The organism is Chromobacterium sp. FG22, from assembly GCF_057809415.1.
This window is the reverse complement of record NZ_JBMDJX010000012.1, coordinates 12498-38705: the sequence shown is the minus strand read 5'-3', so window position 1 is coordinate 38705 and position 26208 is coordinate 12498. Positions and strand designations below refer to the sequence as shown.

Annotated in this window: 25 protein-coding genes and 1 pseudogene; 19 read left to right on the top strand and 7 right to left on the bottom strand. The window is 67.9% G+C overall.

The window, feature by feature from the left end; all coding sequences use genetic code 11:
* Positions 1 to 222: 222 nt before the first annotated feature.
* The 7 genes and pseudogenes from cobJ to ACODSD_RS13390 all read left to right on the top strand — a co-directional run bounded on the left by cobJ (position 223) and on the right by ACODSD_RS13390 (position 7585).
* Positions 223 to 1767 carry a precorrin-3B C(17)-methyltransferase gene (gene cobJ / locus ACODSD_RS13420; protein ID WP_488877558.1) on the top strand — a complete coding sequence of 515 codons (1545 nt, stop codon included), beginning with the start codon at positions 223 to 225 and terminating at the stop codon, positions 1765 to 1767.
* On the top strand, positions 1764 to 2870 hold the full coding sequence (locus tag ACODSD_RS13415; protein WP_488877557.1) for a CobW family GTP-binding protein: 1107 nt from the start codon (positions 1764 to 1766) through the stop codon (positions 2868 to 2870). The genes cobJ and ACODSD_RS13415 overlap by 4 nt, the downstream gene beginning before the upstream one ends.
* Before the next feature lie 3 nt (positions 2871 to 2873).
* A pseudogene (locus ACODSD_RS13410) lies at positions 2874 to 3407 on the top strand (ABC transporter ATP-binding protein); the annotation flags it as partial.
* Between the two features lie 254 nt (positions 3408 to 3661).
* Positions 3662 to 4630, top strand: a complete 969-nt coding sequence (locus tag ACODSD_RS13405) for an ABC transporter substrate-binding protein (protein WP_488877556.1) — start codon at positions 3662 to 3664, stop codon at positions 4628 to 4630.
* Positions 4627 to 5649 carry a FecCD family ABC transporter permease gene (locus tag ACODSD_RS13400; RefSeq protein WP_227108425.1) on the top strand — a complete coding sequence of 341 codons (1023 nt, stop codon included), beginning with the start codon at positions 4627 to 4629 and terminating at the stop codon, positions 5647 to 5649. Before ACODSD_RS13405 ends, ACODSD_RS13400 begins: the two co-directional genes overlap by 4 nt.
* A 29-nt stretch (positions 5650 to 5678) precedes the next feature.
* The gene (cobO, locus tag ACODSD_RS13395) at positions 5679 to 6281 is read left to right on the top strand and encodes a cob(I)yrinic acid a,c-diamide adenosyltransferase (protein ID WP_227108427.1); all 603 of its coding nucleotides are present in this window, start codon (positions 5679 to 5681) and stop codon (positions 6279 to 6281) included.
* Positions 6281 to 7585, top strand: coding sequence for a cobyrinic acid a,c-diamide synthase CobB (locus tag ACODSD_RS13390; RefSeq protein ID WP_488877555.1), 1305 nt, complete (start codon positions 6281 to 6283; stop codon positions 7583 to 7585). Before cobO ends, ACODSD_RS13390 begins: the two co-directional genes overlap by 1 nt.
* A gap of 37 nt (positions 7586 to 7622) precedes the next feature.
* Here ACODSD_RS13390 and ACODSD_RS13385 read toward each other — a convergent pair whose 3' ends face one another.
* The 4 genes from ACODSD_RS13385 to ACODSD_RS13370 all read right to left on the bottom strand — a co-directional run bounded on the left by ACODSD_RS13385 (position 7623) and on the right by ACODSD_RS13370 (position 12218).
* Positions 7623 to 9383: a putative bifunctional diguanylate cyclase/phosphodiesterase gene (locus ACODSD_RS13385; protein WP_488877554.1), complete on the bottom strand. Its 1761-nt coding sequence runs from the start codon at positions 9381 to 9383 to the stop codon at positions 7623 to 7625.
* A gap of 5 nt (positions 9384 to 9388) precedes the next feature.
* Complete coding sequence (locus ACODSD_RS13380; RefSeq protein ID WP_488877553.1) at positions 9389 to 9835, bottom strand: response regulator; 447 nt, start codon at positions 9833 to 9835, stop codon at positions 9389 to 9391.
* Entirely contained in the window at positions 9832 to 11304 is a 1473-nt protein-coding gene (locus ACODSD_RS13375; protein WP_227108435.1) for a sensor histidine kinase, read from the bottom strand. The genes ACODSD_RS13380 and ACODSD_RS13375 overlap by 4 nt, the downstream gene beginning before the upstream one ends.
* Before the next feature lie 104 nt (positions 11305 to 11408).
* Entirely contained in the window at positions 11409 to 12218 is an 810-nt protein-coding gene (locus ACODSD_RS13370; protein ID WP_488877552.1) for an IclR family transcriptional regulator domain-containing protein, read from the bottom strand.
* Positions 12219 to 12388: 170 nt separating this feature from the next.
* Between ACODSD_RS13370 and ACODSD_RS13365 the strand changes: the two genes are divergently transcribed.
* The 5 genes from ACODSD_RS13365 to pcaD all read left to right on the top strand — a co-directional run bounded on the left by ACODSD_RS13365 (position 12389) and on the right by pcaD (position 17277).
* Positions 12389 to 13081 carry a 3-oxoacid CoA-transferase subunit A gene (locus ACODSD_RS13365; RefSeq protein ID WP_227108439.1) on the top strand — a complete coding sequence of 231 codons (693 nt, stop codon included), beginning with the start codon at positions 12389 to 12391 and terminating at the stop codon, positions 13079 to 13081.
* The gene (locus tag ACODSD_RS13360; protein WP_488877551.1) at positions 13074 to 13733 is read left to right on the top strand and encodes a 3-oxoacid CoA-transferase subunit B; all 660 of its coding nucleotides are present in this window, start codon (positions 13074 to 13076) and stop codon (positions 13731 to 13733) included. Before ACODSD_RS13365 ends, ACODSD_RS13360 begins: the two co-directional genes overlap by 8 nt.
* On the top strand, positions 13730 to 14932 hold the full coding sequence (gene pcaF / locus ACODSD_RS13355; RefSeq protein ID WP_488877550.1) for a 3-oxoadipyl-CoA thiolase: 1203 nt from the start codon (positions 13730 to 13732) through the stop codon (positions 14930 to 14932). Before ACODSD_RS13360 ends, pcaF begins: the two co-directional genes overlap by 4 nt.
* 207 nt (positions 14933 to 15139) lie before the next feature.
* A complete protein-coding gene (locus tag ACODSD_RS13350; protein ID WP_227108442.1) occupies positions 15140 to 16480 on the top strand; it encodes an MFS transporter in 1341 nt (446 codons plus the stop codon).
* 14 nt (positions 16481 to 16494) lie between these two features.
* A complete protein-coding gene (pcaD, locus tag ACODSD_RS13345; protein WP_488877549.1) occupies positions 16495 to 17277 on the top strand; it encodes a 3-oxoadipate enol-lactonase in 783 nt (260 codons plus the stop codon).
* Between the two features lie 13 nt (positions 17278 to 17290).
* On the opposite strand, the gene ACODSD_RS13340 is transcribed toward pcaD, so the two are convergent.
* Positions 17291 to 17887 carry a TetR/AcrR family transcriptional regulator gene (locus ACODSD_RS13340; protein ID WP_199225903.1) on the bottom strand — a complete coding sequence of 199 codons (597 nt, stop codon included), beginning with the start codon at positions 17885 to 17887 and terminating at the stop codon, positions 17291 to 17293.
* A 139-nt stretch (positions 17888 to 18026) separates the two neighbouring features.
* Between ACODSD_RS13340 and ACODSD_RS13335 the strand changes: the two genes are divergently transcribed.
* The gene (locus tag ACODSD_RS13335) at positions 18027 to 19223 is read left to right on the top strand and encodes an MFS transporter (protein ID WP_488877548.1); all 1197 of its coding nucleotides are present in this window, start codon (positions 18027 to 18029) and stop codon (positions 19221 to 19223) included.
* A 60-nt stretch (positions 19224 to 19283) separates the two neighbouring features.
* Here the strand turns inward: ACODSD_RS13335 and ACODSD_RS13330 are convergent, their stop codons facing one another.
* Positions 19284 to 20186, bottom strand: coding sequence for a LysR family transcriptional regulator (locus tag ACODSD_RS13330; RefSeq protein ID WP_488877547.1), 903 nt, complete (start codon positions 20184 to 20186; stop codon positions 19284 to 19286).
* A gap of 93 nt (positions 20187 to 20279) precedes the next feature.
* Here ACODSD_RS13330 and ACODSD_RS13325 point away from each other — a divergent pair, with 93 nt between their 5' ends.
* The 6 genes from ACODSD_RS13325 to antC all read left to right on the top strand — a co-directional run bounded on the left by ACODSD_RS13325 (position 20280) and on the right by antC (position 25750).
* Positions 20280 to 21431 carry a muconate/chloromuconate family cycloisomerase gene (locus ACODSD_RS13325; protein ID WP_256477411.1) on the top strand — a complete coding sequence of 384 codons (1152 nt, stop codon included), beginning with the start codon at positions 20280 to 20282 and terminating at the stop codon, positions 21429 to 21431.
* A 25-nt stretch (positions 21432 to 21456) separates the two neighbouring features.
* Positions 21457 to 21747: a muconolactone Delta-isomerase gene (gene catC / locus ACODSD_RS13320; protein WP_107800049.1), complete on the top strand. Its 291-nt coding sequence runs from the start codon at positions 21457 to 21459 to the stop codon at positions 21745 to 21747.
* A gap of 78 nt (positions 21748 to 21825) precedes the next feature.
* Complete coding sequence (gene catA, locus ACODSD_RS13315; protein WP_488877546.1) at positions 21826 to 22737, top strand: catechol 1,2-dioxygenase; 912 nt, start codon at positions 21826 to 21828, stop codon at positions 22735 to 22737.
* Between the two features lie 91 nt (positions 22738 to 22828).
* The gene (gene antA / locus ACODSD_RS13310; protein ID WP_227108448.1) at positions 22829 to 24223 is read left to right on the top strand and encodes an anthranilate 1,2-dioxygenase large subunit; all 1395 of its coding nucleotides are present in this window, start codon (positions 22829 to 22831) and stop codon (positions 24221 to 24223) included.
* Entirely contained in the window at positions 24220 to 24711 is a 492-nt protein-coding gene (antB, locus tag ACODSD_RS13305) for an anthranilate 1,2-dioxygenase small subunit (protein WP_488877545.1), read from the top strand. The genes antA and antB overlap by 4 nt, the downstream gene beginning before the upstream one ends.
* A gap of 16 nt (positions 24712 to 24727) precedes the next feature.
* The gene (gene antC / locus ACODSD_RS13300; protein ID WP_488877544.1) at positions 24728 to 25750 is read left to right on the top strand and encodes an anthranilate 1,2-dioxygenase electron transfer component AntC; all 1023 of its coding nucleotides are present in this window, start codon (positions 24728 to 24730) and stop codon (positions 25748 to 25750) included.
* A 53-nt stretch (positions 25751 to 25803) separates the two neighbouring features.
* Here the strand turns inward: antC and ACODSD_RS13295 are convergent, their stop codons facing one another.
* The gene (locus tag ACODSD_RS13295; protein WP_199225904.1) at positions 25804 to 26181 is read right to left on the bottom strand and encodes a DUF6277 family protein; all 378 of its coding nucleotides are present in this window, start codon (positions 26179 to 26181) and stop codon (positions 25804 to 25806) included.
* Positions 26182 to 26208: the final 27 nt, after the last annotated feature.

Here is a 26208-nt window from a genome sequence, read left to right as displayed (position 1 = left end):
GCACGACGCCCCCTCTCCCCAACCCCTCTCCCACAAGGGGAGAGGGGCTCCAATATGGACACTGCGGTAAGGCGGAAGCCCCATGCCACGCCTATTCCTTGGGTGGGCATACAGGGATTTTCCCACGCGGGGCGCATCGCACACCTATCCAGCTTTGCAGAAACCATCTGCAAACTAACACCCGACATTGCATAGCCATCATCCATGAATACGAATGAACCCATGACCGGCAAACTCTACCTCGTCTCGGTCGGCCCCGGCCGCGCCGAACTGATTCCCGATCTCGCCCGCCAGGCGCTGGCGGCGAGCGAGGTGATCGTGTCCTACGATCTCTACCTGACCTGGGTGCAACCGTGGATAACCGGCAAGGACATCCGCACCCTGCCGCTGACCCAGGAGCGCGAGCGCGCCCAGCTGGCGCTGGCGGAAGCCCGCGCCGGCAAAACGGTCGCTCTGCTGTCCAGCGGCGACATCGGCGTCTACGCGATGGCCACGCTGGCTTACGAGGACATGCGCGAGGACGACGGCTTCGACGTGCAGCTGATCCCCGGCATCACCTCGGCCAACTCCTGCGCGTCCCTGCTCGGCGCGCCGCTGTCGCACGACTTCGCCACCCTGAGCCTGTCCGACCTGCTGTGCCCGTGGGAATGGATTGAAACCCGCGCCCGCCACATCGCCCAGGCGGATCTGGCGGTGGTGTTCTACAACGTGCAAAGCCGCCAGCGCCAGGAAGGCGTCTACCGCATCCTGGACATCATGCTGGAGCACAAGAAGCCGGAAACGCTGTGCGGCATCGTCCGCAATGCTTACCGCGAGGACCAGGCGGTGGAAATCGTCACCCTGGCCGAGCTGCGCACCCGCCGCTTCGACATGCTGACCAGCATCGTCATCGGCAACCGCTTCACCCGCCGCAAACGGAACTGGATGTTCACCCCGCGCGGCTACTTCAACTGGGACGACACTCAGGACACGGTGAAGGCCGACGCGCTGCCCGCCGGCGCGGCCTGGGTGTTCTCCGGCACCAGCGACGGCAACGCGCTGTCCCGCGCCATCGCGGAAACCGGCCGCCCGGTGGTGATCAGCAGCGCCAGCGATTACGGCAATGAGCAGGCGCAGCAGGCGGTGCCTGGCGTCGCCACCGTCAGCGGCCGGCTGGGCGTGGAGCGCCGCCGCGAACTGCTGTCCGGCAGCCGGGCCAGCGCCATCGTCGACGCCACCCACCCCTACGCCAGCGAGATGTCGCAGCAACTGATGGCGCTGGCCAAGGAACTGGCCCTGCCCTATCTGCGTTATGAGCGGCCGGCCAGCGCCAGCGCGCATCCGCTCATTCGCTGCGCCGACAGCGATGCGGCCGCCAAACTGGCGATGGCGCGCGGCCGGCGCGTGTTCCTGGCCACCGGCAGCAAGGAACTGCACCGCTTCGTCGCCGCCGACGCCGACCGCAAGCATGAATGGTTCGTCCGGCTGGCGCCGGACCCGCAGCACCTGCAACGGGCGCTGGAGCTGGGCATCCCGCGTTCACGCGTCTGCGCGATGCAAGGCCCGTTCTCGCAGGCGGCCAACGAGGCGCTGTGGCGCGACTGGGGCATAGACTGCGTGATCAGCAAGGACGGCGGCGCGGCCGGCGGCTTTGACGCCAAGGCGGCCGCCGCGGCCGCGCTGGGCATCCCCTTCATCGTGATCGACCGGCCCCGCTTGGATTATCCGCAGGCCTTCGACGACTTCGCCGGCGTGCTGGCGGCCTTGCCCGCGGGAGAACCCGCATGAGCGCGCCGCGCCTGCCCGTTACCGTGCTGACCGGCTTCCTCGGCGCCGGCAAGACCACGCTGTTGAGCAAGCTGCTGGAAAACAATAAGCAGCGCCGGCTGGCCATCCTGGTCAATGAATTCGGCGAAGTGTCGATAGACGGCGGCCTGCTGCGCGGCGGCGACGCCGGCGGCGTGGAAATTCATGATCTCGCCCAGGGCCTGGTGGCTTACGACGACGACGCCGACTTCCTGCCCACCATGCTGGCGCTGTGGCAGCGCCGCCAGCAGATCGACCACGTGCTGATCGAAACCTCGGGCCTGGCGCTGCCCAGCGCGGTGATGGCCCAGTTGCAAAGCGAGGCGCTGGCGCCCTATTTCGTGCTGGACGCCACGCTGGCGGTGGTCGACACCCCCTTGCTGCTGGCCGGGCATTTCGCGCCGGCCGGCGACGGCGGCAAGGCCGACGCGGTGGCGGGTTTGTTCGAGCAACAACTGGGGCACGCCGACATCGTGGTGCTGAACAAGATAGACGCGCTGTCCGCCGACGCGCTGCTGGCGGCGGAAGACGCCGTGCGCCGGCAAGCGCCGTCAATACGCTTCATCGAACTGGCCTATGGCGCCAAGCTGGACACCCGGCTGACGCTGGGCCTGCACCTGCACGAGGCCGCGCCGGCCGCGCACCGCCATTACGGCCCGGTGGCCAGCATGCCGGGGCTGGCGATGCGGCCACTGGCCAACCAGGCCTTGCTGGACGGTCACAGCCACGGCGGCCAGGCCGCGCACAGCCATGGCCTGTCCACCCACAAGCATTTCCACGAGCAAGACCCGGGCTGGCAATCGTTCATGATCCGCAGCAAGGAGCCACAAAACGCCGACAAGCTGGCCGCGGCGCTGGAGGCCATCGCCGGCGAGGAGCCGCTGCTCAGAATCAAGGGCTTCGCCGCTTGCGCGGAAGGCTCCGGCCGCTTGCTGGCCCAGGGCGTGCGCAGCCGCATCGAACTCAGCCGCGACGAGACGCTGACCGCGCCGCGCCAGGCGCAGCTGGTTTTCATCGGCTACCACCCCAGCCGCCCACGGGTGCTGGCGCTGCTGCGCGACATTACCGGCGCGCACTGGAGCTAGCCGATGAGCGCCTTGGAACTATGCGGCCTGGACTGGTCGCCGGACCCCGCCGTAGCGCCCGAGACCCGGCTGCTGCGCGACATCGCGCTGACGGTGCGGCCCGGCGAATTCGTCGGCGTCATCGGTCCCAACGGCAGCGGCAAGACCAGCACCTTGCGCTGCGCCTTCCGCTTCAACAAGCCGCTGGCCGGCGAAGCCAGGCTGGACGGCGCCAACATCTGGTCTCAGTCCGCCGCCGCCTTCGCCCGCCGCGTGGCGGTGGTGCTGCAGGAATTCCCCGAGGACTTCGGCCTGACCGTGCGCGAGGTGGCGGACATGGGCCGCATTCCGCACCAGTCGCTGCTGCGCGGCGGATCGCCGGCCGATCACGCCATCGTCGACGAGGCGCTGGCCCAGGTGGGACTGACGGCGCAGCAATACCAGCCCTTCGCCACCCTGTCCGGCGGCGAGAAACAGCGCGCGCTGTTGGCCCGGGCGCTGGCGCAGCAGCCCGAGCTGCTGATCCTGGACGAACCCACCAACCACCTGGACCTGCGTCACCAGCTATCGCTGCTGCGCCTGGTCCGCCGGCTGGGCATCGCCGCCGTCGCCACCCTGCACGACCTGAACCTGGCGGCCGCCTTCTGCCACCGCCTGTACGCGCTGAAGGCCGGCCGCATCGTCGCCAGCGGCGCGCCGGAAACCGTCTTGACGCCCCGGCTCCTGGCCGAGGTGTTCGGCGTGCGCGCGCTGGTGGACCGCCACCCGCAGGCCGGCCACCCCCGCATCACTCTGTTGGAAGAAGAAAACCTATGAAACTGAATCCGCCTTCGCTCATCGCCTGCGGCCTCGCCGCGCTGCTGGCCTCCCAGGCCCACGCCAGCGCCTACCCGCTGACCGTGGACAGCTGCAACCGCAAGGTCGTCTTTCAGCGCGCGCCGCAACGCGCGGTCAGCCACGACATCAACCTGACCGAGATGATGGTGGCGCTGGGCCTGCAAAACCGCATGGTCGGCTATACCGGCATCAGCGCCTGGAACAAGCTGAACGCGCCGTTGAAACAGGCGCTGGGCAAGCTGCCGGAACTGGCCGGCGACTACCCCTCGTCGGAAGCGCTGCTGGCCCGCAACGCCGACTTTTTCTTCGCCGGCTGGAACTACGGCCTGCGCGTGGGCGGCCCGGTGACGCCGGCCTCGCTGGCGCCCTTGGGCATCCAGGTCTACGAGCTCAGCGAATCCTGCGCCCATGTGATGAAACGCCCGGCGGCGAGCCTGGACGACGTTTATCGCGACATCCATAATCTGGGCCGCATCTTCGACGTGGAGCCGCGCGCGCAAAAAGTGGTGGCCGAGATGCGCGCCAAGGTGGACGCCGTCGCCGCCCGCGTCGCCAAACGCAAGGCCACGCCGTCGGTCTTCGTCTACGACAGCGGCGAGGATCGCCCCTTCAGCGCCGGCCGGCTGGCGATGCCCGACGCGCTGATCCAGGCCGCCGGCGGCCGCAACATCCTGAACGACGTCAACGCCAGCTGGACCCGCGTCGACTGGGAAACCGTGGTGGCGCGCAATCCGCAAGTGGTCGTGATCATCGACTACGGCAAGGTCACCGCCCAGCAGAAGATCGCCTTCCTGCAGAAACACCCGGCGCTGAACAAGATGGCGGCGGTGCGCGACAAGCGCTTCATCGTGCTGCCCTACGACAGCGCCACGCCCGGCATCGCCAACGCCGACGCCATCAGCGCGCTGGCGCGCGGCCTGCACCCGGAAGTCTTCGCCAAGTGATCCGCGCCATCGCCAACCGTCCGCCGGCCTGGCCCTTGCTGAGCCTCTTGCTGGCCCTGCTGGCGCTGTCGCTGCCGCTGGCCTCCGGCCTGGGCGCCGCGCCGGTTGAATTCGCCGTCAGTTCCAATGTGCTGCTACACCAGCTGGGCCTGCCGGTGGAACCGGCCTGGCAGCCGGGCCAGGATCTGATCATCTGGCAGCTGCGGCTGCCGCGCGTGCTGCTGGGCGGCATGGTCGGCGCCGGCCTGGCCTTGGTGGGCGCGGCCTTGCAGGCCACCACCCGCAACCAGCTGGCCGACCCCCACCTGTTGGGCGTCAGCTCCGGCGCCACGCTGGGCGCGGTGACGGTGCTGCTGTTCAGCGGCAATGTGCTGGGCGGCGCCACCCTGCCGCTGGCCGCCTTCACCGGCGCCTTGCTGGCCACGCTGCTGGTCACCGGCATCGCCGTGCGCCAGCGCCGCTTGCAGGCCGAGCGTCTGCTGCTGGCCGGCGTGGCCGTGTCCTTTCTGCTGATGGCCCTGGCCAATCTGATGCTGTATCTGGGCGACCACCGCTCGGCCTCGGCGGTGCTGTTCTGGATGCTGGGCGGCCTGGGCCAGGCGCGCTGGGAGCTGCTGCCGGCGCCGCTGGCCGCGCTGTGCCTGGGCCTCGCCGCCTTGCTGACCGTGGCGCGGCCGCTGAACGCCCTGATGGCCGGCGAGCAGACCGCGGTCACCCTGGGCATACGCGTGACCCGGCTGCGGCTGGCGGTGTTCGCCGCCTCCTCGCTGCTGACCGGCACCATGGTCGCGGTCAGCGGCGCAATAGGCTTTGTCGGCCTGATGATCCCGCATATCGCCCGCCGTTGCGTCGGCGCCGATCACCGCCGCCTGCTGCCGGCCTGCGCGCTATTGGGCGCGCTGTTCCTGATCTGGGTGGACGCCGCCGCGCGCACCCTGATCGCGCCGGAAGACATCCCGGTGGGCGTCGGCACCGCCGCCGTCGGCGGCGCCTTCTTTATCTGGCTGCTGCGCCGCTGACGGCGCCGGCCCCACACAAGGACGACACGATGAAAACCGATCCGGCTTCCCACCAGCGCATGACCGAGAAGCGCAAGGCGGGCTTTGAAAAGAAAAAGGCCGCCGCCACCGGCGAAAAAGGCCTGCTCATCGTCAACACCGGCACCGGCAAGGGCAAGAGCAGCGCCGCCTTCGGCATGGGCTTGCGCGCCGTCGGCCACGGCATGCGCCTGGGCGTGGTGCAGTTCATCAAGGGCGCGCTGCATACCGCCGAGCGCGATCTGCTGGGCGGCTTCGACAACTGCGACTTCCATACCATGGGCGAAGGCTATACCTGGAACACTCAGGACCGCGAGGCCGACATCGCCACCGCGCGCAAGGGCTGGGCGCAGGCGCTGGCGATGCTGGAGAGCGAGGATTACGAGATGGTAATCCTCGACGAATTGAACGTGGTGCTGAAGTACGAATACCTGCCGCTGGACGAAGTGCTGGCCGCCTTCGCCGCCCGGCCGGCGATGCAGCACGTGGTGGTCACCGGCCGCCATGCGCCGGAAGCCTTGCTTGAGGCGGCGGACCTGGTCACCGAAATGCGCTTGGTCAAACACCCCTACCGCGAGCAAGGCATCAAGGCGCAACGCGGGGTGGAGTTCTGATGACGTCCTTGCGCTGCCCGGCGCTGTTCCTGACCGCCCCCGCCTCGCACCAGGGCAAGACCACGCTGACGGCGGCGCTGGCCCGCCATCACCGCAATCAGGGCCGCCGGGTCCGCGTGTTCAAGACCGGGCCGGACTTCCTGGACCCCTATGTGCTGGAGCGGGCCAGCGGCCACACCGTCTATGGCCTGGACTTGTGGATGAACGGCGAGGACGATTGCCGCGCCCGCCTGTACAAGGCCGCCGCCGAGGCCGACCTGATCCTGATCGAGGGCAGCATGGGCTTGTTCGACGGCACGCCCAGCAGCGCCGATCTGGCCGCCCTGCTCGGCGTGCCGCTGGCGGCGGTGATAGACGCCGCCGGCATGGCGCAGAGCTTCGCCGCCGTCGCCCACGGCCTGGCCAGCTTCCGCCCCGGCCTGGCCTTTCACGGTTTTATCGCCAACCATGTCGCCAGCGAGCGCCACGCCGAAATGCTGGCCCAGCAGTTGCCGGCCCATCCGCCCTTGCTGGCCGCGTTGCGCCGGGACGAGGCGGCGCGGCTGCCGGAGCGTCATCTGGGTCTGGTGCAGGCGCAGGAGATCGCCGACCTCGACGTGCGTCTCGAACGCATGGCGGGCCAGATCGCCGCCACCGCCTTGGCCGCGCTGCCGCCGGCGGTGGCCTTTCCCCCCGCCGCGCCCGCCGAGCCGCCGAAACTGCTGGCCGGCCGGCGCATCGCCATCGCCCGCGACGCCGCCTTCGCCTTTGTCTACCCGGCCAACCTCGAAACGCTGCTCCAGCTGGGCGCGGAGCTGAGCTTCTTCTCGCCGCTGACCGACACGGCGCTGCCGGACTGCGACGCCGTCTACCTGCCCGGCGGTTATCCGGAACTGCATCTGGACACGCTATCCGCCAACACCGCGCTGAAAGCGGGGCTGCATGGACATATAGCGGCCGGCAAGCCGCTCTACGCCGAGTGCGGCGGCATGCTCTATCTGCTGGACCGGCTGACCCGCCGCGACGGCGACAGCGCGTCTATGCTGGGCCTACTGCCCGGCCGCGCGGTCCTTCAAGACAGACTATGCGGGCTGGGACTTCAAAAAATGACCTTCCCCGGCGGCGCGCTGCGCGGCCACACCTTCCACTACACCCGGCTGGACACGGCGCTGGAGCCGATCGCCCGCGCCGCGCGCGCCAGCGGCGCCGGAACCGGCGAGGCCTTGTACCGCAGCGGCAGCCTGTTGGCCAGCTATTTCCACGCCTATTTCCCGTCCAACCCCCGCGCCGCGGCAAGCCTGTTTCTGCCCTCAGCCGTTGCCTGAGCCCTTGCCTGCGATCCGAGACGCGGCCGGCTCGCCTTCATGACTTGCCTTGCTCCCAGGTCTCCCACCACGACAAGACCTTGGCGGCCGGCATCGGCTTGGCGATGCTGAAGCCCTGGGCCAGGCAGCAACCCAGTTGCATCAAGACCGGCCAATACTTTTTACGCTCAACGCCTTCGACAATGAAGTCAATGGCGCGGCTTTGACAGAAGACCGCCATGCACTGAATCAAGGAGGCGTTGAAGGAGCCCGGCTCCAAGTCCTGCGCAAACGCCTTGTCCAGCTTGATCTCGGTGATGGGGCAGCTTTTCAGATAGGTAAAGGAAGTGAAGCCCGCGCCGAAGTCGTCTATCGACAAGGACACGCCCTGAGCGTGCAGTTGTTCTATCATTTCCTTGGCCTTGACCGGGTTGATGACCAGCGCGGTTTCCGTCAACTCCAGCACCAGCAGGCTGGGCGGAACCTTGTAGAGCGCCAGCCGCGCCATCACTTCTTCGACAAACCGATTGTCCTCCAGCATCCGCGCGGAAATGTTCACCGCCACCTTGAACGGCTTTTGCCGCTGGCTGATCCAGCTTTGTTGCTGGGACAGCACCAGCTCCAGCGTCAGATAAGTGAAGCGGCTCAAGAGATTGCATGACTCCAGCGTGGGCATGAAGTCGTCGGGGTTTACCCGGCCTTGCGCCGGGCTGTTCCATCTGACCAGGGCTTCGAAACCCACCACCTCCTCGGTATCCAGCCTGACCTTGGGCTGATAATGCATTTCCAGCTCGCCTTGCTGGATCGCCCGGGTCAATTGCGTGATCAGGGCCTGGGTGGTTTGCCCCGCCTTGGGCCAGGGCTTGTCGTTTTCCCCCGCGTACAAGGCGACGGCGCCCAGATGGCTCTTGGCCTGATACATCGCGATATCGGCGCGGGACAGCAATTGGGCGGGATCGCAGCCGTGCTGCGGGCACATCGCCACGCCGAAGGAAGCCCCTATCGACAAGGCGTGCTCGCCCACCAGGATGGGCGCGTCCAGCGTATGGCCCACTTTTTCCGCCATGGCCAGCGCGCATTCCGCGCTATCCACTTCCAGCAGCAAGGCGGCGAATTCGTCGCCGCCCAGGCGCGCGATGGTGTCCGAGCCGCGCAGCAAGGTGGCGAAACGCGCCCCCACCTCCCGCAGCACCAAATCCCCGGCCTGATGGCCCAGCTTGTCGTTGACCTCCTTGAAGCGGTCCAGGTCTATCATCAGCACGGCGAACGGCAGTTGATTGCGAGCGTGCAAGGCGCACAGCTGATCCAGGCGGTCGAGAAACAGATTGCGGTTGGGCAGATCGGTCAGCGAGTCGTACAGGCTGCGGTGCTGCAGCAGTTGTTCGGTTTCGCGCAGCTTGGCCTGTATCGCCGCCACCCGCACGCCGTCGCTGATGGTCTGGCGCAGGCGGTCCTCGGTCAGTTCGAACTTGGGCAGGTATTCGTAGACGCCCAGCTTGATCGCCTCGGCGGCGATGCGCTCATTGCCGGTGCCGGTGACCGCCACGATCAGACAGGATTGGTTGCGTTGCTGGATGGACGGCACCAGTTCGCGGCCGTCGCCGTCGTCCAGCTTGAAGTCCAGAAACACAAAGTCGAACAACTCCCGGCCCAGCAGCTTCAAGGCGCTGGCCTTGGAGTCCGCTTCCAGAATCTGGGAGCACAGGGCGTTTCGGTGCAGCAGGCGGATGATGCGCTCGCGGTCGACGTCGTCGTCGTCCACCACCAGCACGCTGACTTGCGGCGGCGTTTCCAACAGGCATTCGACGTCGTCGATCATCTTGATTACCGGGCGGGTAAAACCACGGACTGGGCGTAGGAATGCAGCAGCTCCATCAGTTTCACGAACTGCGGGCCCACGGCGGACTTCATCATATAACCCGCCACGTTTTCCTCGTAGGCGCGCATGCGGTCCGCGTCCCGCGAGGAGGTGGTCAGCACGAAGATCACCGAGTTGCGCAGCTGGCTGTCCGCGCGGATGGTTTCCAGGAATTGAAAACCGTCCATGCGCGGCATATTGAGATCCAGCAGGATCAGAAAGGGGCTGGTGATCCGCTTGCTGTCGTGCGCGCCGCGCAGGATTTGCAAGGCCTCCAGGCCATCGCAGGCGGTGACCATCCTGCATTCAAGCCCTTGACGGCGCACGCCGCGCAAGACGCCCTCAATGGCCACATCGTCGTCGTCCACCAGCAAAACCGTGATATCGCTCGCTACCGCCACGCTTGCCATCATCCCACCTCCTTGAGCGGAAACCGCGGCCAGCGGATGCGGAAACAGGCGCCGCCCAGCGTGCCGTGTCTATCCAGCACCACCGTGCCGCCATTGCTATTGACCATGCGACGCGTCACCGCCAGCCCCACTCCATGCCCCTCCGCCTGGCTGCTGGCGCGGTGAAACAGCTTGAAAATGCGTTCTTCCGAGCCTGGCGGCACGCCTACGCCGTCGTCTTCCACCGTGAACAGATTGAAGCGCCCGTCCTCCTCCACCGCGATGCGGATCACGCCCTTGCCGCCGCCGTGATGCTTGCAGGCATTGGACAGCACATTGCGGATCGCCAGCGACAGCGGCGTGCGCGCGGCGGGAAACGGCCGGGCCTTGATTTCCACTTCCACTTGAAAGCCCGGGGGAATATCAAGCAGCTCCAGGGTCTCGCGCACCAGCAGGCCGGGATCGACTTCCTCGACGCGTTCGTCCTGGCGCCCGGCCCGCGCGTATTCCAGCAAGTCTTCTATCATGCGTTCGGCGCGGGCGATGCGTTCCTCGGCGCGGACAAAGTTTCTCTCGATGTCCGCGCTCAGCTGGGACGGGTCCAGGTCTTCGCGTATCCAGGAGATCAGGTCGGCAATGCCGCGCAAAGGCGAGCGCAAATCATGGGAGGCCACATAGGTGAACTCCTCCAGCTGGGCGTTGGCCTGCTGCAGCGTCTCCTCAAATTTCTTGCGCAGGGAGATGTCGGTGATCGCGGCCAGCACCAGCCGCTCCCCTTCCGTTTCCAGCGGGGTCAAGCCCACTTCAACCGGGAATTCGCTGCCGTTCTTATGCTGGGCCAGCAGATCGCGCCCCGATCCCATCGCCCGGACTTCCGGCGCCTTGGCGAAGGCGGCCCGCAAAGCCGGGTGGCCCTGCCGCACGCGTTGCGGCAGCAGCACCTCCACCGGCTGGCCGGTCAACTCTCCCGGCGAGTAGCCGAACAGGGCGTCCAGCGCCTGGTTGGTCATTGAGATCTTGCCGTCCGCGCCCGCCATCAGCAGGCCGATGGGCAGCGAGGCCACCACCTTGGCGAAGCGATGCTCCAGCCGGCGCCGCGGCGTGATGTCGCTGACAAAGGCCACCGCGCAGATTTCATCTTCGTGCGGCATGGAGCCGAGGCCGATTTCAATGGGAAACTGGCGGCCATCCGCATGCTGGGCGAACAGCTCGCGGCCGCTGCCCATGGTTCTGGGCGTGGGATGGGAGAAAAACAGCTGGCGAAAATCGAGATGGCGTTCGCGGATATCGGCCGGCAGCAGCATTTCCACCGCCTGGCCCAGCAACTGGGCCTTGCTGTAGCCAAACATATTCTCCAGCGCGCTGTTGACGTAGAGCATGCGGCCGTCGGCCGCCACCACCAGCACGCCCACCGGAGCGGCCTCCACCACGGAGGCCAGCCCGGCATTGCCGGAAGCGCCGGCGGGCGCCCTTTCCGGAAATTTGAACGACATGACAGCCTGCTTTCGCCTATGTCTTATTGCTGTAGGTTTAGCATAGGGTTTTCCGCCGCGCAGTTAATTCTGATGTCCTATCCGCGTCGTTCTCGCCGCACTGCTCACACCGCCAGCAGCGCCAGTTCCGCCGCGGCCTCGCGCAGCACCGGCAAGATGCGCAACAGCAAATCCTCGCGGCTGACGCGCGCCGCCTGCACCCCCACATTGATGGCCGCCGCAGCGCGGCCGTCGACGCCGATGATGGGCACGGCGATGGAGCGCAGGCCGATTTCCAGCTCCTGATCGATGATGGCGTAACCCTGCTCCGCCACCCGCGCCAGTTCCGCCTCCAGCGCCGGCCGCTCAATCAGGGTGTGCTGCGTGTGCCGGACCAGCCGCGCCCGGTCCAGCAAGAGGGCGAGTTCCGCGGCGGGCAGCCGGCTCAGCATCGCCCTGCCCATCGAGGTGCAGACCGCCGGCAGGCGGCTGCCGATGTCCAGATCCACCGTCATGATGCGGCTGGTGAAGGCCCGCGCGATGTAAAGGATGTCGTCGCCGTCCAGAATGGCGATGGAACTGGATTCGTTGACGCTGCTGCTGACGTGGCGCAGCACCGGCTGGCCGGCGCGCGCCAGCGGCGTGGAGCCCAGATAGGCGTGGCCCAGCGCCAGAATGCGCGGCCGCAAGGCGAAATGGCGGCCGTCCTCGCTGTCCACGAAGCCCAGCTTGGCCAGGGTGTACAGGCAGCGCCGCACCGCCGCGCGCGGAATGCCGGTGCGCTGGCTGATCTGCGAGGTGGACAACAGGCGGCGCTGCGCCGAGAACGCCTGTATCACCGCCAGGCCTCGCGCCAGCGAGGCCATGTAGTTGGGATCGCCGCTGAAGTTCTCTTCCACGCCCTCCTCGGCCGCCGCCTCTTGCCACTGTTGCATCTTGTCACCTTTTCTCGTCGTTGAGCGATCACCGCACACTATTGCGATCATCGTATTGACCCTGCGGCAGGCCGGCAAGCATGCTGAATGCGCGATTAAAAACATATCGTTCGATAATCGCACAAACTCCTTTCCATTCATGGCTGCACGCAGCCCGCAAAGGACAGTCGATGATAGATAAAACGGTAAGCTCGGCCGCAGCCGCCATTGCCGACATCCACGACGACGCCACGGTGATGATCGGCGGCTTCGGCGTCGCCGGCCAGCCGGCGGAGTTGATAGACGCGCTGATAGACCACGGCGCGCGCAATCTCACCATCGTCAACAACAACGCCGGCAACGGCGAGGCCGGCCTGGCCGCGCTGCTGCGCGCGCGCCGGGTGCGCAAGATCGTCTGCTCGTTTCCGCGCCAGGCGGATTCCCAGGTCTTCGACGCGCTCTACCGCGCCGGCGACATCGAACTGGAACTGGTGCCGCAGGGCAATCTGGCCGCCCGCATCCAGGCCGCCGGCGCCGGCCTGGGCGCCATCTTCACCCCCACCGGCTACGGCACCCTGCTGGCGGAAGGCAAGGAAACCCGCCGCATCGCAGGCCGCGACTATGTGCTGGAATACCCGATCCACGCCGACTTCGCGCTGATCAAGGCCTGGCGCGGCGACCGCTGGGGCAATCTGCAATACCGCAAGGCGGCGCGCAATTTCGGCCCCATCATGGCCGCCGCCGCGCGCCAGACCATCGTCCAGGTGGGGCAATTGCTGCCGCTGGGCGAAATGGACCCGGAAACCGTGGTGACGCCGGGCATCTTCGTTCACAAGCTGGTCTGCGTCGCCGGCCAGCCCATGCAAGGAGGCCGGCATGCATAAGCGACTGGACCGCGAACAGATGGCGGCGCGGGTGGCGCGCGACATCCCCGAAGGCGCTTACGTCAATCTGGGCATAGGCCTGCCCACCCGGGTGGCCGACTATCTGCCGCCGGAACTGGACATCTTCCTGCACAGCGAGAACGGCCTGCTGGGCATGGGCCCGGCGCCGGAACCCGGCCAGGCGGACCCGGATCTGATCAACGCCGGCAAGGAGCCGGTCACCCTATTGCCCGGCGGCTGTTTCTTCCACCACGGCGACTCTTTCGCCATGATGCGCGGCGGCCATCTGGACATCTGCGTGCTGGGCGCCTTCCAGGTGTCGCGGCGCGGCGATCTGGCCAACTGGCACACCGGCGCGGCGGACGCCATCCCGGCGGTGGGCGGCGCGATGGACCTGGCCATCGGCGCCAAGCGGGTCTTCGTCATGATGGAGCATCTGAACAAGCAGGGAGACTGCAAGCTGGTGGAAGCCTGCAGCTACCCGCTGACCGGCGTCGGCTGCGTGCACCGGGTGTATACCGATCTGGCGGTGATCGACCTCAGCGACGGCGAGCTCTTAGTGCACGAATGCGTGCCCGGCCTGGATTTCGACGAATTGCAGCGGCTGACGCCGCTGCCCCTGACCGACGCCCGCCAAGGAGAAACGCCATGAGCCAGGCCTATATCTGCGACGCCATCCGCACCCCTTTCGGCCGCTACGGCGGCGGCCTGTCCGCCCTGCGCGCCGACGATCTGGCCGCCCTGCCGCTGAGCGCGCTGCGACAACGCAATCCGGGCGTGGACTGGGACTTGCTGGACGATGTGCTCTACGGCTGCGCCAACCAGGCCGGCGAGGACAACCGCAACGTGGCGCGCATGGCCGTCTTGCTGGCCGGCCTGCCGCCGTCCACGCCGGCCTGCACTGTCAACCGCCTGTGCGGCTCCAGCCTGGACGCTATCGGCCAGGCCGCGCGCGCGCTCAAGAGCGGCGAGGCCGAACTGATGATAGCCGGCGGCGTGGAAAGCATGAGCCGCGCGCCCTATGTGATGGGCAAGGCGGACAGCGCCTTCGCCCGCAATCTGCGCATCGAGGACAGCACCATGGGCTGGCGCTTCGTCAACCCGTTGCTGCGCGAGCGCTACGGCGTGGACTCGATGCCGGAAACCGCGGAAAACGTGGCCGAGCAATTCCGCATCGCGCGCGCGGATCAGGACGCCTTCGCGCTGCGCAGCCAGCTGCGCGCCGCCGCCGCGCAGGAAGCCGGCCGGCTGGACGACGAATTGATGGAAGTGACGATTCCGCGGCCCAAGGGCGAGCCGCTGCGTGTTGTCCGCGACGAACATCCGCGCGCCACCTCGCTGGAGGCGCTGGCCCGGCTCAAGGGCGTGGTGCGGCCCGAGGGCAGCGTCACCGCCGGCAACGCCTCCGGCATCAACGACGGCGCCGCCGCCTTGCTGCTGGCCAATGAGGCCGCGCTGCAGCGCCATGGACTGACGCCGCGCGCGCGGGTGCTGGCCATGGCCTGCGCCGGCGTGGAGCCGCGCATCATGGGCTTCGGCCCGGCGCCGGCGATACGCAAGGTCTTGACCCTGGCCGGGCTGCGCCTGGAACAGATGGACGTGATCGAGCTGAACGAGGCCTTCGCCGCCCAGGCGCTGGCGGTGCTGCGCGAACTGGGCCTGCCGGACGACGCTGAACACGTCAATCCCAACGGCGGCGCCATCGCCCTGGGCCATCCGCTGGGCGCCAGCGGCGCGCGGCTGGCGGCCACGGCGCTCTATCAGTTGCAGCGCGGCGGCGGCCGCTACGCCTTGTGCAGCATGTGCATAGGCGTGGGGCAAGGCATCGCGCTGATCATGGAGCGCGTCTGAGAACCTATTCAAAGTCTGCTGCGCTTCAGCGATACAGCGTTAAAAACAAGCTCAAAATGCTCATGTACCACTCGTACATTCCGCTTTTTCACTCGTTTTCGCCTTGTCTCGCCCTTGCTCGCGAGACATTGAACAGGCGCTGATAGCTTGTTCAAAGGCTGCTGCGCGTCGGCGCTCCCGGCGCGCCCTCTTTCATAGGAGCTTCCCATGCAGGACAAGCCCATAGACATCAGCGAGTTCATCGACAACAGCCCGCTGTCCCGCTACCAGATCATGGTGTTGACGCTGTGCTTTCTCATTGTGCTGCTGGATGGCTTCGACACCGCCGCCATTGGCTATATCGCGCCGGAACTGATCAGCCAGTGGGGCATTTCCCGCGGCCAGCTGGCGCCGGCTTTCGGCGCCGGCCTGTTCGGCATGCTGATAGGCAATTTCGCCTTCGGCCCGGTGGCGGACCGCCTGGGCCGCAAACGGGTGTTGCTGCTGTGCACGCTGATTTTCGGCCTGGGCACGCTGGTCTCGGCGCGCTCGGAGTCGATAACAGAGTTGGCGCTGCTGCGTTTCGCCACCGGCATCGGCCTGGGCGGCGTGCTGCCCAATTGCATCACGCTAAGCTCGGAATACTCGCCGGCGCGCCACCGCATGTTGCTGGTCACGCTCAGCTACGCCGGTTTCACCGCCGGCCTAGCGCTGGGCGGCGGCGTCGCCAGCCAGATCATTCCGCTGTGGGGCTGGCAAGGCGTGCTGGCGGCCGGCGGCCTGGCGCCCTTGCTCCTGCTGCCCTTCATCGCCTGGCTGCTGCCGGAATCGGTGTGCTATCTCGCCGGCAGGCCGGACAAGGCCGCCGCGCTGCGCCGCATCGTCGCCCGCATCAATCCGGACCCGCGCTGGCGGGGCAGGGTCTTCCGCCACGAAAACGCCGTCCCGGCCGGCCGCTCGCCGGCGGGCCTGCTCTTCATCGCCGGAACGCGCGCCCGCACCCTGTTGCTGTGGCTGACCTTCTTCTGCTGTCTGTTCGTGTTTTACCTGCTCACCAACTGGATGCCCACCATTCTGCGGGATCACGGCTACAGCACGGCGCAGGCGGCGCGCATCAGCGCCATGGTGCCGCTGGGCGGCGCGGTGGGCGGTGTGCTCATGGCCATGCTGATGGATAGAATCGGCGCGCGCCGGGTACTGCCCTGGCTGTGCCTGCTGGCGGCGCTGGCGCTGTCCGCCGTGGGCGCGGCGCTGGGCGACGGCGGCTGGTTGTTCGCCACCGTGTTCCTGGTGGGCTTCAGCCTGACCGGGGCCTTGAACAATCTGAGCATACTCGCCGCCACGCTCTACCCCACCCAGGCCCGCGCCACCGGGGTAAGCTGGGCGCTGGCCGCCGGCCGCGCCGGCTCCATCATCGGCTCGATGACTGGCGCCCTGTTGTTCGCCGCCGCCGGTTCGGCGCAGGGCTTCTTCGCCTGGGCCGCCGCGCCGGTATTGGCCGGCGCCTTGGCCTTGTTCGCGATGTCGCGGCTGGACGCCGCCCCAGCGGCTTTGAAACCCCAGGTATAGAAAGGAGATCCGTCATGCCCATGCTGAAACTCGGCACGCACGCGCTGCACTACCAAGTGGACGGGCCGGCCGGCGCGCCGGCGCTGCTGCTGTCCAACTCGCTTGGCACCACGCTGGAAATGTGGCGGCCGCAACTGGCGGCGCTGAGCCGCCGCTACCGCGTGCTGCGCTACGACGCGCGCGGCCACGGCGGCAGCGGCGTCGGAGCCGTTCCGCCCCGGCTGGCCGACCTCGCCGGCGACGCGCTGTCCTTGCTGGATGCGCTGGACATCGAACGCGCTCATTTTTGCGGCATTTCGATGGGCGGCCTCACCGGCCTGTGGCTGGGCGCGCACGCGCCGGAACGCCTGCAATGCCTGGTGGTCAGCAATAGCGCCGCCAAGATAGGCGCAAGCGAAGCCTGGCGGCAACGCGCCGCCCAAGTGCGCGACAGCGGCCTGGCCGAACTGGCCGCCAGCGCGCATCAACGCTGGTTCAGCGCCGACTTTTGCGCTCAGGCGCCGGTCATCGTCGAGCAGGCGCGCGCCTGGCTGGCGGCCACCGCGCCGGACGGCTACGCCGGCTGTTGCGAGGCGCTGGCCGACGCCGACCTGCGCGCGGACTTGCCGCGCATCGCCGCGCCCACGCTGCTGATCGCCGGACTGCTCGATCCGGTGACCACAGTGGCTGAGGCGGAAGCCATGGCCGCGGCGATGCCGAACGCCAGGCTGACGCGGCTGCCCGCCTCCCATCTGTCCAATCTGGAAGCGCCGCTCGCCTTTGAGCGGGCCTTGCTGGACTTTCTGGACGCGGCCTGAGCCGTTCGATTGTTCAGCCGGCCGCGCCTAGCCGCAGGCCCTCCAGCAAGGGCTCCAGCGCGTCCAGCGTCTGGGCCAGCGCCTCCGCCGGCCGCTCGGCGCCGGATGCCCAGCCGGCGCCTTCCACCAGCGCGCCGTTGATCAGCCGCGCCAGCGCCTGCGGGTCGGCGCGGCGGATCAGGCCGGCGTCCATCAAGGCGCGCAAACGCTCGGCGATATTGCTCACGCACTGCCGCTGGCCGGCCTGCGCGTACTCCGCGCCCAGCGCCGCCGGCGCGTCGCGCAGCAGAATGCGCTGCGCCTCCGGCTGGGTGGCCGCTTGCAGATACGCGCGGCAGCGGCGCTTGAAGCCCTGCCACGGGTCCGCCGCCTCGCGCTCCGCCAGCGCCAGGCCGGCCTCGATCTCGGCGTCCAATTCTTGGGCCACCGCCAGCAACAAGCCTTTCTTGTCGCCAAAGTGGTGGTAGAGCGCGCCGCGGGTCACGCCGGCCGCGGCGGTCAGCTCATCCATCACCGTCGCCGCATAGCCGTCGGCGCCAAAGCTGCGGCGCGCGGACAGCAACAGCCTGCGCCGGGTTTCCTCCATGGCTTCGCTGCGTGTTTTGCTCATCATCCCGCTCCCCTGTTTCCGCATTGGCCGTCGTGCCGCTGTTGACATACGGCGCGTATGTCAATTAGTTTAGCATACGTCGCGTATATTAAAACAGCGGACCAGGCGAGATCAGAGCCGTCCGCCACAAGGAAACCCGATGGCCAACCCCTACCTCAGCCTGTTCTCCCACCCCGGCAGCCTGGCCTTCTCCGCCGCCGCCTGGGTGGCGCGCATGCCCATTTCCATGACCGGCATCGGCATCATCACCATGCTGTCGCAAACCTCCGGCTCCTACTGGCTGGCCGGCGCCGTCGCCGCCACCTTCACCTTTTCGATGGCGCTGCTGGCGCCGCAGGTGTCGCGGGCGGTGGACCGCTACGGCCAGCGCCGGGTCTTGCCCGCGGCCACCGCGCTCAGCGTGGCGGCGATGCTGTCGCTCCTGTTCTGCAGCTGGGCGCAATGGCCGGCCTGGACGCTGTTCGTCTCCGCCGCCTTCGCCGGCTGCATGCCCAGCATGTCGGCGATGGCGCGCGCGCGCTGGACCGAGATTTACCGCGGCACGCCGCGCCTGCACACTGCGTTTTCGCTGGAATCGGTGCTGGACGAGGTCTGCTTCATCGTCGGCCCGCCCATCGCCGTGGGCCTGAGCGTGGCCGCGTTTCCGCAGGCCGGCCCGCTGCTGGCCGCCGTCTTGCTGGCCGTCGGCGTCGCCGCCTTCTGCGCGCAAACCGGCACCGAACCGCCGGTGCACCCCGCAACCCAAGAACGGCGCGGCTCCGTCGCCGCCCTGGCCGGCATGCGGGTGCTGATCTTCGCCCTGGTGGCGCTGGGCGCCATCGCCGGCGCCGTGGACGTGATCAGCGTCGCCTTCGCCCAGCAGCAGGGACAGCCGGCGGCGGCCAGCATCGTCTTGTCGGTGTACGCGATAGGCTCTTGCCTGGCCGGCCTGCTGTTCGGCGCGCGCAAGGCCAGCATGCCGCTGGCGCGGCTCTTCGTCTGGGCGGCCGCCGCCACGGCGCTGGCCACCCTGCCCTTGCTGCTGGTCTCCAATCTATGGATGTTGAGCGCCGGCGTCTTGCTGGCCGGCGTGTTCTTCGCGCCCACCATGATCGTGGCCATGGGCTTGGTGGAGGAGATGGCGCCGCCGGCGCAACTGACCGAGGGCCTGACCTGGCTGATCACCGGCCTCGCCAGCGGCGTGGCGCTGGGCGCGGCGGCGACGGGATGGGTGGTGGACCATGTCGGCGTGCGCGCCGGTTTCGGCGTGACCCTGGCCGCCGGCGCGCTGATGGCCGTGATCGCGCTGGCCGGGCAGCGCCGGATAGCCCGCTCTTTGCAAGAGAAAACGGCCTAGGCCGCGGCATCGAACGGCAAGGGCCGCCTCAACCCGCCCCTGCGGCGATGGCGGCCTGCCCTACTCCTCCAGCGCCTCCTCGCGCGGCAGCAGCTCGCGCAATAAACGCCGGATCAGGGCCAGCTCCTCGGAGCGGTCCCCGCGCCGCGCGCTCATGATCAGCGGCGAGGCCAGGCCTTCGTCCGTCAGCGGCCGGTACACCACGTCGTCGCGGCGCAGCCTCAGCACGCTGGCCGGCACCACGCACACCCCCATGCCGGCGGCCACCAGGCCCAGCGCGGTTTGCAATTCTCTCACTTCGAGCGCGTAAGCCGGCTCCAGCGCGCGCTGGCGGAAAGCGGCCAGCACCTGGTCGGCGTAGCTGGGCCGCGGCTGGCGCGGATAGATCAGCACGGTTTCCTCCGCCGCGTCGCGCAGACGCAAGGGACCTTCGCGCCGCGCCAGCGGGTGCTCCAGCGGCAAGGCCAGCCACAAGGGCTCCTCGGCCAGCACTTCGCGCTCCACCGCCGGGTCGTCGAACAAGAGCCGGCCGAAGCCCACGTCGATGCGGCCGGCCTTCAGGGCCTCCACCTGCTCCAAGGACGTCATTTCCAGCAGAGACAGCTCAGTGTCGACATGGATGGCGTGAAAGCGGCGTATCACCTCCGGCAAGGGCCGGTACAAGGTGGAGCCGACATACCCTATCACCAGCTGCCGGCGCGCCAGCGCGATCTTGCGCGTCATCGCACGCATGCCCTGGGCCTGGGCCAGCAGATTGCGCGCCTGGGCGTAGAAGAAGCGGCCGGCCTCGGTCAGTTGCAAGGGCCGCGCGCCGCGGTCCAGCAGCAATAGGCCCAGTTCCTCCTCCAGTTGCTGGATCTGCCGGCTTAGCGGCGGCTGGGCGATGTGCAGCCGTTCCGCCGCGCGGGTGAAGTTGAGCTCTTCGGCGACGGCGACGAAGTAGCGCAGATGGCGCAATTCCATTCAATACCTCACAGGTATGGAAGCAGACGAAAACGGTGTTGGACCCGCGGTTCCACAGGCTTGCATGATATCCGAAACCACGGGAGCGCAATCTTGATACCTGATACCGCGATAGACACGGTGGAGACCATTCTGGTTGATCTGCCCACCATCCGCCCGCACCAGTTGTCGGTGGCCACCCTGCGCGGCCAGACGCTGGCCCTGGTCCGCATCCGCTGCCGCGACGGACAAGAAGGCTGGGGCGAGGCCACCACCATAGGCGGGCTGCAATACGGAGAAGAAAGCCCGGAAAGCGTCAAGACCAATATCGACTGCTACCTGGCGCCGCTGCTGCTGGGCGAGGATGCCCGCGACTTCGGCCGCCTGCTGGGCAAGCTGCGCCGCGGCGCCCGCGGCAACCGCTTCGCCAAGTGCGCGCTGGAAACCGCCTTGCTGGACATCCAGGCGCGGCGGCTGGAGGTGCCGCTGAGCGAGCTGCTGGGCGGCCGGGTGCGCGACAGCCTGCCGGTGGCCTGGACCCTGGCCAGCGGCGACACCGGCCGCGACATCGCCGAGGCCGAGGCCATGCTGGAGCGGCGCCGCCACCGCGCGTTCAAGCTGAAGATAGGCTTGCGCGCGCCGGAAGACGACGTGGCCCACGTGCTGGCGATACGCCGCGCGCTGGACGGCCGCGCCGGCGTGCGCGTCGACGTCAACCAGGCCTGGAGCGAGATGCAGGCCGAGCGCGCCATCGCCCGGCTGCAGGACGGCGGCGTGGAGCTGATCGAACAGCCGGTGCCGCGCGAACACCCGGCGGCGCTGGCCCGGCTGGCGCGGCGCTTCGAGGTGCCCATCATGGCGGACGAATCCCTGCACGGCCCGGCGGACGCCAATCAGCTGGCGCGCCGGGACGCCGCCGACGTGTTCGCGGTGAAGATAGCGCAGTCCGGCGGCCTGTTCGCCGCGCGCCAGGTGGCCGAGATCGCCGCCGTCAACGGCCTGGGCCTCTACGGCGGCACCATGCTGGAAGGCGGCATCGGCACCATCGCCTCGGCCCAGTTGTTTTCCACCTTCGAACGGCTGGACTGGGGCAGCGAGCTGTTCGGCCCGCTGCTGCTGACCGAGGAATTGCTGAGCGAGCCGCTCTGCTACCGCGACTTCGAACTGCAACTGCCGTCTGGCCCCGGCCTGGGCGTGCGCCCGGACCCGGACAAGCTGGCGGCCCTGCGCCGCGACCGGACCGCGCCGCGCCTGCACGCGGTCTGACACCCGACCTCCCAAGGAGACCACCATGCTGTTTCATGTGGAAATGCAAGTACAACTGCCGCACGACCTGGACCCGGAACGGGCGGCGGCCTTGAAGCTGGACGAGCGCGAACGCGCGCAAGCGCTGCAACGCAGCGGCCAATGGCGCCATCTATGGAGGCTCAGCGGCCAGTACGCCAACATCAGCGTGTTCGACGTCGCCGATGCCGAAGAACTGCACCAATTGCTGTCCAGCCTGCCGCTCTTCCCCTTCATGCGCATCGAGGTCAGGCCCTTGAACCGGCATCCGTCCAGCATCCACGCCGACGACCGCTAGGCGCCCGCTTTAGCGGTTCACTGCGACGGCGGCAAAACACAAGACCCCCGCCCCGCCCGTCAACAAAGGAGAAACACCATGGAACGCGCCGAAATCGACGCCCTGCTGCAACGCTTCGACCAAACCGCCACCGAGCAGGCCAATCCGCGCACCCGCGCCATCGTCAACCGCTTGATGCGCGAGCTGTGCTACGCGATCGAGGACTTCGACATCCAGCCGTCGGAGTTCTGGAGCGCGGTGGAGCTGTTGGCCGACGCCGGCCGCAGCGGCGAGCTGGGCCTGATCGTGCCCGGTCTCGGGCTGGAACACTTCCTGGACCTGCGCGCCGACGAGGCCGAACGCAAGGCCGGCCTGCTCGGCGGCACGCCGCGCACCATAGAAGGGCCGCTCTACGTGGCCGGCGCGCCGCTGTGCGAATGCGAGGCGCGGCTGGACGACGGCAAGGACGACGGCGAACCCTTGTTCATGCGCGGCCAGGTGCGGGACGACGCCGGCCGGCCGGTGCCGCACGCGCTGGTGGAGGTATGGCACGCCAACAGCCTGGGCAATTACTCCTACTTTGATAAAACCCAGAGCGATTTCAACCTGCGCCGCGGCATCCGCGCCGACGAGCAAGGCCGCTACCGCTTCCGCAGCATCATGCCCTGTGGCTACAGCGTGCCGCCGGGCGGCGCCACCGACCGTCTGCTGCGGCAGCTGGGCCGTCACGGCCACCGTCCGGCCCACGTGCATTTCTTCGTGTCCGCGCCGGGCTTCCGCAAGCTGACCACCCAGATCAACATCCAGGACGATCCGCATCTGTGGGACGACTTCGCCTTCGGCACGCGCGAAGGGCTGGTGCCGGACGTCCAGCGCGTCAGCGCGCCGGAGGAACTGCGCCAGAGCGGCGTGGGCAAGCCTTTCGCCCGCATCGAGTTCAACTTCACCCTGCACCGCGAAGCGGCTCCGGCCCCCTCCACCGAGGTCAGCCGCACCCGCGCCCAGGCCTGATGGACCAAGGCTGATGGACTGATTGAAACCGCGGCCCGCCGCCCGGCGCGGCGGGCTCGCCGGAACGCAGAACCTGTTCAAGGACATTACGATGAGCACAACCTTCCGCACCACGGCGCAATGGCGCAGCTTCGTCGGCGGCTGCCTGGACTTCCGCCCGGACGACGGCGTCTACCGCATCGCCCGCGACATGTTCACCGACGCTCAGCTGTTCGAGCTGGAGATGGAGCTGATCTTCGAGAAAGTCTGGATCTACGCCTGTCACGAAAGCGAAATCGCCGAGCCCAACGACTTCATCACCCTGCAGGCCGGCCGCCAGCCGCTGATCGTCAGCCGCGACGCCAACGGCGGCCTGCACGCGCTGGTCAACGCCTGCCAGCACCGCGGCGCCACCCTGGTGCGCCAGTGCAAGGGCAATCAATCCACCTTCACCTGCCCCTTCCACGCCTGGTGCTACAAGAACGACGGCCGCCTGCTCAAGGTCAAGGCCCCGGGCGAATACCCGGCGGACTTCGACAAGGCCGGCCGATCGCTGAAACAGGCGCGCGTCGCCAGCTACAAGGGCTTCGTCTTCGTCAGCCTGGACACGGACGGCGCGGACGCGCTGGAAGACTATCTGGGCGACGCCAAGGTCTTTTTCGACATGATGGTGGCGCAATCCCCCAGCGGCGAGCTGGAAGTGCTGCCCGGCAAATCCAGCTACACCTACGACGGCAACTGGAAGCTGCAAAACGAAAACGGCCTGGACGGCTACCACGTCAGCACCGTGCATTACAACTACGTGGCCACGGTGCAGCACCGCCAGGAAGTCAGCCGCCAGCAAGGCGAGGCGCAGGCCGCCACGCTGGACTACAGCAAGCTGGGCGCCGGCGACGCCGCCACCGACGACGGCTGGTTCTCCTTTCCCAACGGCCACAGTCTGCTGTTCAGCGACATGCCCAACCCCGCGGTGCGGCCCGGCTACGCCGGCATCATGCCGCGGCTGGTGGCCGAACACGGCCAGGCCAAGGCGGAATGGATGATGCACCGGCTGCGCAATCTCAACATCTATCCCAGCCTGTTCTTCATGGACCAGATCAGCTCCCAGCTGCGCATCATCCGCCCGCTGGCCTGGAACAAGACCCTGGTGCAAAGCCAATGCCTGGGCGTCAAGGGCGAATCCGCCGCCGACCGCGAAAACCGCATCCGCCAGTTCGAGGACTTCTTCAATGTGTCCGGCATGGGCACGCCGGACGATCTGACCGAGTTCCGCGAGGCCCAGCGCGGCTTCCAGGGGCGGCTGGAGCGCTGGAGCGACATCTCGCGCGGCCACCCGCGCTGGCAGACCGGCGCCACGCCCAATAGCCTGACCCTGGGCATCCGCCCCTGCCTGACCGGGACCGAAATCACCCATGAGGGCCTGTACGTCAACCAGCACAGCGCCTGGCGGCAATGCCTGCTGCAAGGGCTGGAGCGGCGCGCCGCCGCCGAGGAGGCCGAGCAATGAATATCGAACTGCATTATCAGGTGGAGCAGTTTCTCTACCGCCACGCCGAGCGCTGCGACAGCCAGGACTGGGACGCCTACCTGGCCGATTACGCGCCGGACTGCGAATACCACGTGCCGCAATGGGACGCCGAGCATGTGTACACCACCGACCCCAAGCGCGAGATGTCGCTGATCTACTACGCCAGCCGCGCCGGCCTGGAAGACCGGGTATTCCGCATCCGCACCGGCAAATCCGCCGCCTGCAACCCGATGCCGCGCACCTTGCACCAGTTGGCCAATCTCCGCGTGGAACGCGGCGCGGACGGGCTGGTGGAGGCGCGCGTCAACTGGGCCACCTTCTACACCCGCTTTGGCGACACCCACTATTTTTACGGCCGAGCCGCGTACACGCTGGCGCGAAACGGCGACGGCTGGCTGATCCGGCGTCAGCATGTGCTCTTGCTGAACGATACCGTCAACGCGGTGTTGGACTTCTACCATCTTTGAATCGGAAAGCGCCGATATGCATCAAGTGGCTTTGAATTTTCTCGATGGCAGAACGCTATTTCTGGAAGCGCGGCCGGGGGAATTGCTGCTGGACGCCGCGCTGCGCCAGGGCATCAAGATCCCGATGGACTGCCGCGAGGGCGTATGCGCCACCTGCCGCGGCCGCTGCGACCGCGGCGATTACAGCCAGGACTATGTCGACCCCGAGGCGCTGTCCGCGGAGGAGTTGGCGGAACGCAGCGTGCTGTCCTGCCAGACCCGGGTGCTGTCCAACGCCGCCTTTTCCTTCGACTTCGACTCCAGCCTGTGCCGCGGCGCGCCGGCCGCCCGTCTCAGCGCCGTGGTCAGCCGGGTGGAGCCGGTGTCGGACAGCTGCGCCGTGCTGTGCCTGGACGCCTCCGCCGCAGCAGGCGCGCTGTCCTTCCTGCCCGGCCAGTACGCCAGGCTGCGCGTGCCCGGCGGCGAGCAGTGGCGCGCCTACTCCTTCGCCCACGCTCCCGGCGCGGACAAGCAGCTGCGCTTTCTGGTGCGGCTGCTGCCGGACGGCGCGATGAGCAATTATCTGCGCGACGGCTGGCGGGCCGGCGACCGCATCGAACTGGAGGCGCCGCTGGGCAGCTTCTATCTGCGCCACATCGACAAACCGGTGCTGATGCTGGCCGGCGGCACCGGCCTGTCCGCCTTTCTCGGCATGCTGGATCAATTGGCGGAACAAGGCGGCTGCGGCCAGCCGGTGACGCTGTATTACGGCGTCAACCGCGAAGGCGATCTGTGCGAGCTGCCGCGCTTGCGCGGCCTGGCCGAACGGCTCCCCGGCTTTGTCTGGCATCCGGTGGTGACGGCGCCGGGAGAGAATTGGAGCGGCAAGCGCGGGCTGATCCCGGATCATCTGGACGCGGACGCGCTGCGCGCGCGGGCCGCCGACATCTATCTCTGCGGCCCGCCGCCGATGGTGGACGCGATGCGCGACTGGCTGCGCCGTCACGGCTGCGAGCGCCTCAAGCTCTATCTGGAGAAGTTCGCCGACAGCGGCGGCTGAACGGCGGCCAGGGCCCGGAACGGGGATGCGCCCCGGGCTCCCGCCCGTCCCGCCTATTTCTTCATGAAGGGCGCGAAGAAGGCTTCCGGCATTTCCGTGGGGAAGCCCTTGGCGTCGCTGGGGCGCAGGTCGGACATGTCCGGCTGGAAGTCGTAAGTCTTCTGCCGGCGCTGCTGGTCCTGGTGCACCGCCACCTGCTTGTCCACCGCGGACTTGATCGCCGTCATGTGATCCAGCATCTGACGGCCCACGTCCTGCACATTGCCTATCATATTGCTGGCGTTGCTGCCGGAGGCGGTGGACATGCCCGGCACCGAGTTCATGAACGGCTCCGCCATGGAGCCGCCGGCACTCTGGCCGTACTGGTGGGCGGCGCTGCACGCCTTGAGGATTTCCGCCGGGTTGATCATGTTTTCTGCGGCCTTGGTCATGGTGTTTCCTTTCAGTGGGTCATGGAA

What these genes read in the sequence shown, in the direction of transcription:
- antA (WP_227108448.1), top strand. Translation starts at nt 22,829, where the DNA reads ATGAGCACAACCTTCCGCACCACGGCGCAATGGCGCAGCTTCGTCGGC.
- ACODSD_RS13340 (WP_199225903.1), bottom strand. Translation starts at nt 17,887, where the DNA reads ATGAGCAAAACACGCAGCGAAGCCATGGAGGAAACCCGGCGCAGGCTG.
- pcaF (WP_488877550.1), top strand. Translation starts at nt 13,730, where the DNA reads ATGAGCCAGGCCTATATCTGCGACGCCATCCGCACCCCTTTCGGCCGC.
- ACODSD_RS13415 (WP_488877557.1), top strand. Translation starts at nt 1,764, where the DNA reads ATGAGCGCGCCGCGCCTGCCCGTTACCGTGCTGACCGGCTTCCTCGGC.
- ACODSD_RS13330 (WP_488877547.1), bottom strand. Translation starts at nt 20,186, where the DNA reads ATGGAATTGCGCCATCTGCGCTACTTCGTCGCCGTCGCCGAAGAGCTC.
- ACODSD_RS13370 (WP_488877552.1), bottom strand. Translation starts at nt 12,218, where the DNA reads ATGCAACAGTGGCAAGAGGCGGCGGCCGAGGAGGGCGTGGAAGAGAAC.
- catA (WP_488877546.1), top strand. Translation starts at nt 21,826, where the DNA reads ATGGAACGCGCCGAAATCGACGCCCTGCTGCAACGCTTCGACCAAACC.
- antC (WP_488877544.1), top strand. Translation starts at nt 24,728, where the DNA reads ATGCATCAAGTGGCTTTGAATTTTCTCGATGGCAGAACGCTATTTCTG.
- ACODSD_RS13385 (WP_488877554.1), bottom strand. Translation starts at nt 9,383, where the DNA reads ATGATCGACGACGTCGAATGCCTGTTGGAAACGCCGCCGCAAGTCAGC.
- ACODSD_RS13405 (WP_488877556.1), top strand. Translation starts at nt 3,662, where the DNA reads ATGAAACTGAATCCGCCTTCGCTCATCGCCTGCGGCCTCGCCGCGCTG.
- ACODSD_RS13380 (WP_488877553.1), bottom strand. Translation starts at nt 9,835, where the DNA reads ATGATGGCAAGCGTGGCGGTAGCGAGCGATATCACGGTTTTGCTGGTG.
- ACODSD_RS13360 (WP_488877551.1), top strand. Translation starts at nt 13,074, where the DNA reads ATGCATAAGCGACTGGACCGCGAACAGATGGCGGCGCGGGTGGCGCGC.
- antB (WP_488877545.1), top strand. Translation starts at nt 24,220, where the DNA reads ATGAATATCGAACTGCATTATCAGGTGGAGCAGTTTCTCTACCGCCAC.
- cobO (WP_227108427.1), top strand. Translation starts at nt 5,679, where the DNA reads ATGAAAACCGATCCGGCTTCCCACCAGCGCATGACCGAGAAGCGCAAG.
- ACODSD_RS13335 (WP_488877548.1), top strand. Translation starts at nt 18,027, where the DNA reads ATGGCCAACCCCTACCTCAGCCTGTTCTCCCACCCCGGCAGCCTGGCC.
- pcaD (WP_488877549.1), top strand. Translation starts at nt 16,495, where the DNA reads ATGCCCATGCTGAAACTCGGCACGCACGCGCTGCACTACCAAGTGGAC.
- ACODSD_RS13365 (WP_227108439.1), top strand. Translation starts at nt 12,389, where the DNA reads ATGATAGATAAAACGGTAAGCTCGGCCGCAGCCGCCATTGCCGACATC.
- ACODSD_RS13350 (WP_227108442.1), top strand. Translation starts at nt 15,140, where the DNA reads ATGCAGGACAAGCCCATAGACATCAGCGAGTTCATCGACAACAGCCCG.
- ACODSD_RS13375 (WP_227108435.1), bottom strand. Translation starts at nt 11,304, where the DNA reads ATGTCGTTCAAATTTCCGGAAAGGGCGCCCGCCGGCGCTTCCGGCAAT.
- catC (WP_107800049.1), top strand. Translation starts at nt 21,457, where the DNA reads ATGCTGTTTCATGTGGAAATGCAAGTACAACTGCCGCACGACCTGGAC.
- ACODSD_RS13295 (WP_199225904.1), bottom strand. Translation starts at nt 26,181, where the DNA reads ATGACCAAGGCCGCAGAAAACATGATCAACCCGGCGGAAATCCTCAAG.
- cobJ (WP_488877558.1), top strand. Translation starts at nt 223, where the DNA reads ATGACCGGCAAACTCTACCTCGTCTCGGTCGGCCCCGGCCGCGCCGAA.
- ACODSD_RS13390 (WP_488877555.1), top strand. Translation starts at nt 6,281, where the DNA reads ATGACGTCCTTGCGCTGCCCGGCGCTGTTCCTGACCGCCCCCGCCTCG.